This is a genomic window from Mucilaginibacter sp. FW306-07-L (assembly GCF_058782065.1).
Genome location: NZ_JBYSXI010000001.1, coordinates 465,214 through 477,911 on the forward strand (window position 1 = coordinate 465,214; position 12,698 = coordinate 477,911).

11 protein-coding genes are annotated in these 12,698 nt (G+C 44.3%); 9 read left to right on the forward strand and 2 right to left on the reverse strand.

Annotation, left to right across the window (positions count from 1 at the left end; translation table 11 throughout):
• Nucleotides 1-10: 10 nt before the first annotated feature.
• Nucleotides 11-964: a lysylphosphatidylglycerol synthase transmembrane domain-containing protein gene (locus AC3WJC_RS02075; RefSeq protein WP_492397410.1), complete on the reverse strand. Its 954-nt coding sequence runs from the start codon at nt 962-964 to the stop codon at nt 11-13.
• Nucleotides 965-1,089: 125 nt separating this feature from the next.
• On the opposite strand from AC3WJC_RS02075, the gene AC3WJC_RS02080 reads away from it, so the two are divergent.
• The 5 genes from AC3WJC_RS02080 (at nt 1,090) to AC3WJC_RS02100 (ending at nt 5,522) form a co-directional block, all read left to right on the forward strand.
• Nucleotides 1,090-1,959 (forward strand): carbon-nitrogen hydrolase, encoded by an 870-nt coding sequence (locus tag AC3WJC_RS02080; protein WP_492397411.1) that lies wholly within the window; start codon nt 1,090-1,092, stop codon nt 1,957-1,959.
• Nucleotides 1,960-1,992: 33 nt separating this feature from the next.
• Nucleotides 1,993-2,343, forward strand: coding sequence for a four helix bundle protein (locus AC3WJC_RS02085; protein ID WP_492397412.1), 351 nt, complete (start codon nt 1,993-1,995; stop codon nt 2,341-2,343).
• Between the two features lie 4 nt (nt 2,344-2,347).
• Nucleotides 2,348-3,406, forward strand: a complete 1,059-nt coding sequence (locus tag AC3WJC_RS02090) for an agmatine deiminase family protein (RefSeq protein ID WP_492397413.1) — start codon at nt 2,348-2,350, stop codon at nt 3,404-3,406.
• 178 nt (nt 3,407-3,584) lie between these two features.
• Nucleotides 3,585-3,923 (forward strand): hypothetical protein, encoded by a 339-nt coding sequence (locus AC3WJC_RS02095; RefSeq protein WP_492397414.1) that lies wholly within the window; start codon nt 3,585-3,587, stop codon nt 3,921-3,923.
• A gap of 63 nt (nt 3,924-3,986) precedes the next feature.
• Nucleotides 3,987-5,522 carry a DUF4394 domain-containing protein gene (locus tag AC3WJC_RS02100; protein ID WP_492397415.1) on the forward strand — a complete coding sequence of 512 codons (1,536 nt, stop codon included), beginning with the start codon at nt 3,987-3,989 and terminating at the stop codon, nt 5,520-5,522.
• Between the two features lie 201 nt (nt 5,523-5,723).
• Here the strand turns inward: AC3WJC_RS02100 and AC3WJC_RS02105 are convergent, their stop codons facing one another.
• Nucleotides 5,724-7,205, reverse strand: a complete 1,482-nt coding sequence (locus tag AC3WJC_RS02105; RefSeq protein ID WP_492397416.1) for a glycine--tRNA ligase — start codon at nt 7,203-7,205, stop codon at nt 5,724-5,726.
• Between the two features lie 715 nt (nt 7,206-7,920).
• Here AC3WJC_RS02105 and AC3WJC_RS02110 point away from each other — a divergent pair.
• The 4 genes from AC3WJC_RS02110 to gldG all read left to right on the forward strand — a co-directional run bounded on the left by AC3WJC_RS02110 (nt 7,921) and on the right by gldG (nt 12,679).
• Complete coding sequence (locus AC3WJC_RS02110; RefSeq protein ID WP_492397417.1) at nt 7,921-8,646, forward strand: ATP-binding cassette domain-containing protein; 726 nt, start codon at nt 7,921-7,923, stop codon at nt 8,644-8,646.
• 202 nt (nt 8,647-8,848) lie between these two features.
• A complete protein-coding gene (locus AC3WJC_RS02115) occupies nt 8,849-9,472 on the forward strand; it encodes a porin family protein (protein WP_492397418.1) in 624 nt (207 codons plus the stop codon).
• Nucleotides 9,473-9,665: 193 nt separating this feature from the next.
• Complete coding sequence (locus AC3WJC_RS02120; RefSeq protein WP_492397419.1) at nt 9,666-10,166, forward strand: outer membrane beta-barrel protein; 501 nt, start codon at nt 9,666-9,668, stop codon at nt 10,164-10,166.
• Between the two features lie 119 nt (nt 10,167-10,285).
• A complete protein-coding gene (gldG, locus tag AC3WJC_RS02125; RefSeq protein WP_492397420.1) occupies nt 10,286-12,679 on the forward strand; it encodes a gliding motility-associated ABC transporter substrate-binding protein GldG in 2,394 nt (797 codons plus the stop codon).
• Nucleotides 12,680-12,698 lie beyond the last annotated feature (19 nt).

Here is a 12,698-nt window from a genome sequence, read left to right on the forward strand (position 1 = left end):
AGATGAGGTGTTAGTTTGTTGCTGGTTTGGCTTCTTCTGCTTCGTCGTGTTCTTCAATACTGGGCAAGCCCTCTTCTAAACGACTGGTGCGTATTACATAGTAAACGCCCGTAAGCGCCACCAATAGGGATATTATATAGAATGATATACTTAAAAATACAGCCAGGCCTACATCCATATTAAAGATACCTGATAGTTGGGTAAAAATGGTTTCGCGTGCGCCTGCACCGCCTATGGTGATAGGTACAACCGCCGCCAGGGCTGATACCAGGAATGATAGCAGGTATGGCGCGAATTTGCCGTCAAAATCTTGCCCTAAAAGTACAAATATAATACAGAGTACCTGTAACCCCTGCACCAATACGGCTTTACCATGTGCCTGGAAAAAATACCGTGTGTATTCGCGGAAAAACTTGTAGGCCACAAAATAATAAATAGCCGTTCCAGCTAAAAATATACCGCCCGGTATGGCCAGGTGTACATCTATCTGCGGTATAAAGATGATAAGCGTACAAATAATAAAGCCGATAGCCCACAGGCCGCTCAACCTGTCGAACAATATAGCCCAGAACATTTTTTTTGCCGGTAGCTTGTAGCGCTTATTCAGCAGCCATATTTTATAGCCATCGCCACCTATGCCGCCGGGCAGCAAAAAATTATAAAACAGTCCGAGCATGTATAACCGCATATTAAAACGCGGATCTAACCGCAGGTTTATCGACTTAAAAAAGCTCAGCAAGCGCCAAGCCGAAACCACCATCGACGCGAAAAAGGTTAATAAAGCCACGGCCATCCACCAGTAGTTGGCGTGCAGCAGGCGGTACTTTACCTTTTCAACAGGTACCTTGCTAAAAACGTAATACAGCAGCGCGGAGGTAACGGCTATTTTTAAGATCAGCTTTACGGCATCCCATAATTTTTGTTTACCGGTTTTAGGCTCCGGGGCATCGGGTGTATTTGTCATTACTGCAAAGCTAATAAAATCAGTACATTTTGTTTGCGGTATTCCAGATAGTGGTACGCAGCAGGCTTATAATTTTGACGTGCAGGTTAATATTAAAACAGTATTTTTGCGGAAAATTTAAAGGGATGAGCAAAGTTAAAGTTGGTATTGTACAAATGAGTTGTGTTGCCGATAAGCAGCAGAACCTGGATAAGGCTATTTTAAAAGTGCGTGAGGCAGCAGCCAAAGGTGCCCAGATAGTTTGTTTACAGGAGCTTTTTACATCACTGTATTTTTGTGATGTAGAGGATTACGACAATTTTAAACTGGCCGAGGCTATTCCCGGCCCATCAACTGAGGCTATTTCGGCCGTTGCCGCCGAACTGAACGTGGTGGTTATTGCTTCACTCTTCGAGAAACGTGCACAAGGTGTTTACCATAATACTACCGCAGTTATTGATGCCGATGGCGCTTATTTGGGTAAATATCGCAAAATGCATATTCCGGATGACCCAGGTTTTTACGAAAAATTCTACTTTACGCCGGGTGACCTGGGTTACAAGGTATTCAATACAAAATATGCCAAAATAGGTGTGCTGATCTGCTGGGATCAGTGGTACCCGGAAGCAGCCCGTATCACCGCGTTAATGGGTGCCGAAATATTGTTCTATCCAACTGCCATCGGCTGGGCATCCACACAGGACGAAGCTACCAATACCGATCAATATAATGCCTGGCAAACTATTCAGCGTTCGCACTCGGTAGCCAACGGTGTACACGTAGTTAGCGTTAACAGGGTAGGAGAAGAAGCTGGCTTAAAGTTTTGGGGTGGCTCATTTGTATCAAATCCGTTTGGGGCACTGATATATCAGGCATCACACCATGATGAAGAGGTAACGGTGCATGAACTCGACCTTGATCAATCAGACTACTATCGCAGCCACTGGCCTTTCCTGCGCGATAGGAGAATTGAAACCTATCAGCCGATAACGAAAAGGCTTATTGACGAAGATTAATTAGTCCATGGACCATAGTCAATAGACCATAGTATGCCGTTTAAGTTTGAGAGTTTACAGGTTTGGCAAAGAGCGCTTGACCTTACTGTGGAAATTGATAGTTTAACTAAACGGTTTCCTAAAGAAGAACTTTTTATATTAACCTCACAAATTAAACGGGCGGCTGATTCTGTGGTACTCAATATTGCTGAAGGATGCACAGGCCAGACTAATGCCGTGTTTAAAAACTTTTTAAGTTACGCGCTACGCTCAGCTATTGAGGTTGTATCGTGCTTGTTTATTGCTAAGAAAAGAGATTTAATATCAAAGGATGATTTTGACAGATTGTATGACGAATATCAATCACTCTGTAAAATGATATCTTCATTAAGAAAAACATTATAACACTATGGACTATCGACTATCGACTATCGACTTAAAAGCCTCCGGCTTTTCCTTCCCCGCTGAATGGGCACCGCATGTGGCTACCTGGCTTAGCTGGCCGCACAAGGAGGCCTCATGGCCGGGTAAGATACAGATGATATACCGCCGCTACTGCGAATTCATTAAGGAGATAGCGGTAGGGGAGATAGTGCGCATCAACGTAGCAAATAAGGAGATGGAAGCCTTTGCGCAGCAGCAGCTTACTTTGGTGGATGCTGATTTGAGCAAGATCGAATTCTTTGAATTTCCTACTAATGATGCCTGGTGCCGAGATCATGGTCCGGCGTTTTTGATCAATCCTGAAACCAAACAAAAGGTGGTGGTTGACTGGGGTTACAATGCCTGGGGCGATAAGTATCCTCCGTACGATCTGGATGATGTTATACCTACCCGCATTGCCGAATACTATGATCTTCCTGTATACCATCCGGGTATTATAATGGAAGGTGGCTCGGTTGATTTTAATGGTAAGGGCACTGTGCTTACTACCACAGCTTGTTTACTTAATAAAAACCGTAACCCGCATTTAAACCAACAGCAAATTGAGGGCTATCTGCAAAACTATTACGGCGTTGAGCAGGTGCTTTGGCTGGGCGATGGTATTATTGGTGATGATACAGACGGACATATTGATGATATTACCCGTTTTGTGAACGAAGATACCGTAGTTACCGCTGTTGAAGAGAATAAGAATGACGAGAACTATCATATTTTGCAGGAAAACCTGCAAGCACTTAAAACCATGCGCCTCATCAACGGCAAACAGTTAAACATTGTTGAACTGCCCATGCCTGACCCGGTGATTTATGACGACCAGCGTTTACCGGCATCGTACGCTAATTTTTATATAGGCAATGCCGCCGTAGTAGTGCCAACCTACCGTTGCGCCAATGACGATAAGGCATTGGATATATTGACCCAATGCTTCCCGGATCGAAAAGTAGTGGGTGTCGATTCAACTGACATTATCTGGGGTTTAGGCAGCTTCCATTGCCTGAGCCAGCAGGAGCCTGAAGTAATTTAATAAAATGAGGCTGTTACCCAAAACAGCCTCATTTCTAATGACTTTCTAATAAGTAAGGGTAAAAATTTATGTTTTTAAAAAATCCTTACTCTCATCTGCTCTAATCGAATTTTCTTAAAAACTGATGCTGTACACTGCACGTAATTGAAGTAACGATCTACCGGTTGTTAACATTAACGTGAGAGCAGCATTAATCCATAGCAAAACATATTTGCGTATAGCCGCAGGCATACTTTTCATCCTTTTAATAGGATTTAAGATGATAGCGCCCGCATTTATAGCATCTGCTTCGGCTGATAAAGAGCTTGCCTCAAATGCCGATGACGATAGCGATAAAAAATCTGAAAGCAACGCCTCACCTGAAAAGGAATTCATCCGCCCCTTATATCATACCGTAAATAGTATGCTTTTTGATAAGTCCATTGAACATTGTACTATTTATAAAGGCAATTACAAAGCTACGCATTACCAAAAAATAGCCATACCGCCTCCGGATGGCATCAGCATAAACGGCTAAACTTCTTAACCGCGGCAAGGTGCCGCACTGCATCTATTTTTTATAATCTATCTTTCAAAAAAAATGAAAACATTTAACCTTTCTTTACAAAGGGTGGCCACGGTATGTGCTGCCGCAATTTTACTGATCACTTCGTCGTGCTCAAAAGATAACGATATTGATAATTCTGTAGAGGGCTCAATAACGGGCCCCGATATGGCAGTATATGCCTTAACATCAAACAATACCTTAATAAGTTTTAACGCTAAAAATGCATCATCAGCCACCAAAACAACCAATATAACCGGTTTGCAAAACAACGAAACTATTTTAGGTATCGATTTCAGGCCTGCTACCGGCGAACTTTATGGCGTGGGTAGTACCAGCCGCATTTATGTGATCAATACGCAAAGCGGTGCCGCGCGTGCCATAGGTGCAGCAGCGTTTACACCAGGTATAAACGGTGCCGCTGTAGGGTTTGATTTTAACCCGACGGTTGACAGGATTCGCCTGGTTACTTCAAGCGGGCAAAATCTGCGCCTGCACCCTGAAACTGGCGCCGTCGCTTTTACTGATGGTGTGCTTAATGGTGCAGCCAATGTAAATGTAACCGCCGCAGCCTATACACAAAATAAAGCGGGCGCAACTAATACAGAACTTTTTGTAATAGATGTAGCTAACGATAAGCTATACAAGCAAGACCCGCCAAATGAAGGTAAGCTGAATGAAATAGGCAGCTTAGGTATTAACGTTGAACAAGCCGGTGGTTTTGATATCAGCCCGGATGGTAAAGCCGCTTTGGCCGCACTAACCGTGGGTGGTAAAACAAGTTTATATAGTATTAATGTAACTACAGGCAAAGCAACCAAAATACAAAATGATTTTGCGGGAGCGGTTACCGGCCTGGCCATACCTACCGAACCGGTTGCTTACGCGGTGAATGAAGCCAACGAACTGGTAATATTTAACCCGATGAACCCGAGCCCGGTTGCTAAAGCCATTTCAGGCATAGCAGGTGGCGAGAATATTCTGGGTATTGATTTTCGTCCGGTAAATGGACAGTTGTACGCTTTGGGAAGTTCAAACAGATTGTATACAATCAATTTATCATCTGGAGCAGCGACAGTGGTGGGCACTGCACCGTTTACTACCTTACTTTCAGGTACACAGTTCGGGTTTGATTTTAATCCTACGGTTGACAGAATACGCGTGGTGAGTAACACCGGCCAAAACCTGCGTTTGCACCCGGAAACAGGCGCTGTTGCTTTTGTTGATGGTCAGTTATCTCCGGGCACTCCGTCAGTTACAGCCGCGGCTTATACCAATAACTTTGCAGGTGCAACGTCAACCGTGCTTTTTGATATCGACACACAAAACAATACTTTATATAAACAAGATCCACCGAACAATGGTACGTTGGTTAGCGTTGGAACATTGGGTGTAACCGCAACTGCTACCAACGGCTTTGATATTGGCAGCACCAGCGGTACCGCTTATGCATTATTAAATGTTGGCGGCAACACCAAAGTTTACGGCATTAACCTTACTACCGGCGCTGCAACAGCAGGCGCAACGCTTACAGGTAACTATAAAGCATTTAGCTTAGGTTTAGGGTTTTAAATACTAACATTTTATAAACAGAAACGCCGGATAGTAATTTACTGTCCGGCGTTTCTCTGTTTTAGTGTATCCGTCATTGCGAGGTACGAAGCAATCTCTTCAAGCCAATCACATCAGAAAGTCTAAAGAGATTGCTTCGTACCTCGCAATGACGCTTTAGTATTAAAGTCCTCCCCTTGGGGGAGGATTTAGGAGGGTTAACTACTTCAGTACCGTTTTCCAGCTCACCATATCGCCGATGATCTTTTCTAACTGATCGGCGGCTACGCGTTCCTGTTGCATGGTATCGCGGTAGCGAATGGTTACAGTGTTGTCTTCCAGTGTCTGGTGGTCAACCGTGATACAGAATGGTGTACCAATAGCATCCTGACGGCGGTAGCGTTTGCCGATCGCGTCTTTTTCTTCATACTGAACATTGAAATCCAACTTCAGCGTATCCATAATTTCACGGGCTTTTTCAGGCAGGCCGTCTTTTTTGGTAAGCGGGAAAATAGCTGCCTTAACCGGTGCCAGTACAGGCGGCAGGCGCAATACGGTGCGGCTATCCTGTTTCTCGTCGGTACTCAGGTCTTCTTCCTCGTAGGCGTTGATCAGCGTAAGCAGGAACATCCTGTCCAAACCTATTGAGGTTTCAATAACGTAAGGGATATAGTTACCAAAAGGCTTGCCTGTTTCAGGGTCAACCTCCGGGTCAAAATACTGCATTTTTTTGCCGGAGAACTTTTGGTGCTGGCTCAGGTCAAAGTCGGTACGGCTGTGTATGCCTTCCACTTCTTTAAAACCGAACGGAAAATTGTATTCAATATCATAAGCAGCATCAGCATAATGCGCTAATTTGGTATGCTCATGGTAACGGTATTTTTCGGCGGGCGTACCCAGGGCAAGGTGCCATTTAAGGCGGGCCTCTTTCCATTGGTTAAACCACTCTTTTTGTGTGCCGGGGCGAACAAAAAACTGCATCTCCATTTGCTCAAACTCACGCATCCGGATAATGAACTGGCGCGCAATCACCTCGTTACGGAAAGCCTTCCCAATTTGCGCGATACCGAAAGGTATCTTCATCCGGCCTGATTTCTGCACGTTAAGGTAGTTCACAAAAATACCCTGCGCGGTTTCGGGGCGTAAATATATCGTGTCCGACTCATCAGCAATAGCGCCAACTTGCGTGCTGAACATCAGGTTGAATTGGCGTACGTCCGTCCAGTTACGGGTGCCGCTTACCGGGCAGGCAATTTCCTGCTCAATAATCAGCTCTTTAAGGCGGGGCAGATCTTCAGCTTTTAAGGCATCGTCCATCGCGGTTTGTAAAGCAGCGGCCTTGTCGGTTTTGCCTTCATTTTCGTATTTGGCAATACGGTCTTCCAGCAACTGATCGGCACGGTAGCGTTTCTTTGAATCCTTGTTATCGATCATCGGGTCGCTAAAACCGTCAACGTGTCCGCTGGCTTTCCAGGTGGTGGGGTGCATAAATATGGCGGCATCAATGCCTACAATATTTTCGTGCATTTGCACCATGGCTTTCCACCAGTAAGTTTTAATGTTGTTTTTTAACTCCGAGCCATTTTGCCCATAGTCATAAACAGCGCTTAGGCCATCATATATTTCGCTCGACTGGAATACGAAACCGTACTCCTTAGCATGTGATATTACGTTCTTAAAAAGTTCGTCGGTTGCTTTACTCATAACACGGCAAAGATACAATTTAAGGTGAAAGGCAAAAGGTATGGTTTCAATAGTTTACTTGCTGTCCTAAACTTCTTTTGTGCGAACAAAAGAAGCAAAAGTCGCCGGCTGTTTAATTTTCTGTGAAAGGTAGTGCATCCACCTGCTATCCGAAAATTAAATGGCCGGAGGATTAGTTTATGATCGTATTGTACTTAAAAACAATATTTTCTTTTCGTGAATAAATCGGGCGAGTTAAAGAACGCTGGCCTGGCAGAAAACCGGGTCGGGAGTATGGCCATGTGCGGCTGAAGGTTTTTTCTGCCTTGACTTTTGGTTACTTTGTGTCTAAGACAAAGTGACTGGGCCCTGCGCCCAAGAGCAGGCTGACGTTACCACAAAACAGAAACCTTGATCATCGTAATATAGTTCATAAAAGCATCTTCATTACCTATCATCAATTTCTTTTGAGCGATCAAAAGAAACAAAAATCGCCGGCTACGTCCTGCCCGGTGAAAGGTTGTGCTTGGGCAAGGCTTCTGCTGCCCCGGGCATTACTGATGCCGAAAATTCAGGTTATTGGCGGTTTGTGCTTTTTTAATCCCTCTGCTTTAGAAAAGAATTGAGTGAGTTTCCCCTTTAACCTTTTAGCTTTAACCTTTCCCCTTTAACCTATTATGCCTCTTTCAGCTTTAGCCTTTCTCCTTTCCCCTTAACTCGTATCTTTACCGCCATCATGAGTATACGGGTATCAGCACTTAGCAAAGTTTATGGCAGCCAGAAGGCGGTTGATGGCATTTCGTTTTCGGCTGGTAGGGGCGTGCTGGGTTTTTTGGGGCCTAATGGCGCGGGTAAATCAACCACCATGAAGATACTTACCGGGTTTATACCGCAAACATCAGGCACGGCCGAGGTTTGCGGGTTTGATGTGGCCAAACAATCGCTTGAAGTTAGGCGGCACATCGGCTACCTGCCCGAAAATAACCCGCTATACCTGGATATGTATATAAAGGAGTCGCTGGGTTTTATTGCCGGCATCCATAAAATAGCGTCACCGCAAAAACGGATTAATGAGGTAATTGAGCAAACGGGGTTAGGTATTGAGCAGCATAAAAAGATCAGCCAACTATCCAAAGGTTACCGCCAGCGTGTGGGCTTGGCGCAGGCTATATTGCACAACCCTAAAGTCCTGATTTTGGACGAGCCAACCTCGGGCCTTGATCCTCTTCAACTTATCGGCATCAGGCAATTGATCACTGATTTGGGTAAAAGCAAAACCATTATTCTGTCCACGCATATTATGCAGGAGGTTGAGGCCGTGTGCGATAAGGTGATTATTATCAATAAAGGCAAAATTGTAGCTAATGATAATTTACAAAGTCTGAAAGAGAAAAACAGCCAAGCCTCACTCGAAGATGTATTTATCAAGCTAACTAATTCAAATTTTGTAGCTGATTTTTAACGAGTTGGATTTTTATTATGTAGTTGGATGTAACCTTTTGCCTTGAGCGATGTCTATGTTCCTGAGTTAAAAATAAAGGTTATCATAAAGTATCAATTTGCCGGCCCGGGTTGCTTATAAAGAAACAGGCAGATTTGATATTTAAAAATAATCCTACTTTTGACTCCGAGAAACAACTTAAATTTTAAAACATTCAACTACAATGAAAAAAACATTACTCGCGTTAGTAGTACTAACAGGAGCTGCATTCAGCTCATTCGCACAAACAAGCAAACCGGTTTCTTTTGGTATTAAAGGCGGTTTAAACCTGTCAAAACTTACTGCTTCAGGTGGTGGTGAATCCATGTCAACCGGTACATTAACCTCTTTCCATGCAGGTTTATTTGCTGATGTTGCCGTATCAGAAACGTTTTCGGTTCAGCCAGCTTTGTTATTCACTCAATTAGGTTCAAAAGAATCCGAAGGTGATGCTTCAGCTAAAACCACTATTAATTATTTACAATTACCCGTAAACGCTATCTACAGTGCTCCTACAGGTACCGGTAAATTTTTCATAGGTGCTGGTCCATTTTTAGGTTATGGCCTGTCAGCTAAATACAAAGTAAGCGGTGCAGGTGAGGCTAATGGAAGTGCAGATATTGATTTTGGCGACAATGGCCTTAAAAGAGTTAACGTTGGCGTTGGCGCTTTAGCAGGCTACAAACTGGAAGACGGTTTCTTACTAAATGTTGGTTACGATTTAGGTTTAACCAACATTGCTAATACTGATGGTAACGGTTCATTAAAAACCCGTGCTTTCACCATATCTGTTGGTTACGCTTTCTAAAAAAACAATACTTAATAATAAAAAAGCTTCGCAGATGGCCTCTGCGGAGCTTTATTGTTTAGAATTATTAAATAGCTATTGTGTTAAAAGTTGTTAATTAATTAGAAATATTTAACTGATTGATAATGTTTTATGCCATGCATCGTTTAAGGCTGAACTAATGACAATTGGTAATTATTAAACAAATTTTAATATGAAAAAAAACATTCTCTTTTTGATCCTTTTAAGTATTTCTGTAAGTGCTTTGGCACAAACAGAACCTGACAAAGGGCATTTCAACATTGGTGTCGAAGCAGTGTTGCCTATTGGAGGTGTTCGCCACTTAAGTCAGTATGGCCTCGGCGGCTCCCTCAAGTATGAATATCCGGTTGCAAAAAAGCTATTTGTTACTGCATCGGCTGGTTTCACACGTTTATTTTACCGGGATATATTTCAGCAAAATTTAGATAAATCGGGAATGGATTTTGTACCAATCAAAGCAGGTGCAAAATATTATATATGTTCAGGCTTATTTGCTGAGGCGCAAATAGGTGTCGCTCTTGATGTGAGGGATGGAGTAACCAGTTTCTTTGCTTACTCTCCAGGTGTAGGTTATTCATTCAGCAAAAAGTTTGAAACAAGTTTTAGATACGAGGCTTGGTCTAAAAATGGCACTATACATCAATTGGCGCTTCGCGTTGCTTACAAATTTTAGCATGTTATTTTAAAACGCTTGCTCAATGCCCGGCATAGTCGGGCATTCTTGTTATAAACCGTTGCCTGCTTTGCTTTGGTACTTTAATATTGTAATTTCGGCCATTAAGCAATTACAGCGTGTACCCGGTTTTTAAAAAAGAAATTTCCGCCTATTTAAGTTCATTGGTAGCCTACATCACCATCGGCGTTTTTTTGCTGGTGATGGGCTTGTTTTTATGGGTATTCCCTGATTCGAGCATCCTGGAATATGGTTACGCGAGTTTGGAGAACTTTTTCAACACCGCGCCATTTTTGTTCATGTTTTTAATACCGGCCATCACCATGCGTTCGCTGGCCGAGGAGCGCCGTGAGGGAACGTTCGAATTGCTGCTTACCCGACCGTTAACCCACCTGCAAATAGTAGCGGGCAAATACCTGGCCTGCCTGTCGCTGGTGCTGTTCGCGCTGGTGCCAACATTGGTTTATTACTATTCAGTTTATACACTCGGCGCGCCCGAAGGTAATATTGATACCGGGGCGGTTATAGGCTCCTACATCGGTTTGTTTTTGTTAGGCGGCGTTTTTGTGGCTATCGGCATGTTCGCCTCTTCCATCAGCAAAAATCAGATCATCGCTTTTACCATTTCGGTATTTCTCTGTTACTTTTTTTTTAGTGGATTTGATTCACTCAGCCGTTTGTTGTCTCTGCAAAATACGGATGTACAGCGCCTGGGCATTATGGATCATTACGAGTCGGTAAGCCGCGGCGTGCTTGATACCCGCGACCTCGCTTATTTTGTGCTGCTTGCAGCGCTGTTTATCTGGCTCACCATTTTTATGCTCATCAGGCAACAGCAAAAATGCGTGCGCGGTACCATAATGATAAGTGTGCTGGGTGTGTTATTTGCTATCGGCATCCTATCAGGCATCGCCTTTACCCGTTTTGATTTTACGAAAGAGAAGCGCTTCACCCTGTCGCCGGTAAGCGAAAATTTGATGGATAGCCTGGCATCGCCGGTAAAGGTCACCGTTTTTTTAGAGGGCGATAATTTTCCGGGCGGCTTTAAGCGTTTGCAGCGTGCCACTAAGGATATGCTGAGCGATCTGCAATCCTACAGCCACGGCAAACTGGAGTTTGATTTTGTTGATCCTTTAAAAGGCTTAAATACCGAAGAACAAAATACGGCAATCACCGCTTTTCAGGACAGGGGTATTGAGCCAACCAACTTGAGCGTAAAAACGGATGATGGCCTGTCGCAAAAAATGATATTCCCGGCGGCAATGGTGTCTGCCGGTGGAAAGGAGATACCCGTTAAGCTGCTGCAAACCCGCATCGGCCTCTCGCCGGATGAGGTGCTGAATAATTCTATTCAGAATTTGGAGTATGCTTTTACCTCGGCCATAAAAAAAGCAACTGGCGGCGGCAAACCGCGCGTTGGCTTTACCGAAGGGCATAACGAGTTAAACAACCTGCAATTGAATGATGCGCTGCGGTCGTTATCTGATGGGTTTTTGGTTGGCAGGGTTGACCTGAAAAGCATCCCGTTTGATAGCCTTAAAAAATTAAGCTTGCTGGTTATACCCAAGCCCGACGAGCCGTTTACCGAAGCCGAAAAGTTCAAGCTCGATCAATATATTATGTATGGCGGCCGTGTGCTGTGGGCTATTGACCAGGTAAGCGCCGAACTGGATAGCCTGCGCGGCAAAGGCGGCGAGCAACTGGCGTTCCCCAAAAAGCTGAATCTGGACGATCAGTTATTTCGTTATGGCATCCGCATCAATGCGGATTTGGTGGCCGACATGAGCTGCTCGCAAATACCTGTAGCGGCCGGCAACGTAGGCGGGCAGGCGCAGATCCAGCTTGCGCCCTGGCTGTTTTACTCGGTTTTTATCCCGCAATCTAAACATCCGGTAGTGAAAAATATAGATGGTATCAGCAGCCAGTTTGCCAGTACCATTGATACCATCGCCGTAAAAAACATAAACAAAACCATACTGCTCAGCACTTCGCCCTACGCCAAAAAGCTGACCGTGCCCTATATGCTAACCTTACAGGCCCTGGAGCAGGAGCCCGACCCTAAGGAGTTTTACAGCGAACCAAAAACTACAGGCGTTTTGCTTGAAGGTAGTTTTACATCCGGCTTTCGTAACCGGCCGGTGCCCGAAGGGGTGGAGCACTTTACGGTATTGCCCGAAAGCAAGCCCACCAAGATGATCATATTCAGTGATGGCGACCTGTTTAAAAACCAGGTGGCTGCGGACGGTTCACCTTACCCTTTGGGTTACGACCGTTACAGCCGCCAAACCTACGGCAACAAAAATCTGCTGCTCAATATTGCCGATTACCTGACAGATGACTCCGGCCTTATTGAATTACGCGGCAAGGAGATACAGTTGCGCCTGCTTGACAGGGCGCTGGTTAGGGGCGATAAATTGTACTGGCAAATAATTAATATGGGGCTGCCATTGGCAATAGTGTTAATATTTGCTATTTTTCAACATTATGTACGCAGGCTAAAGTATACCCGCTAAATTTTATACTTTTGGTTGA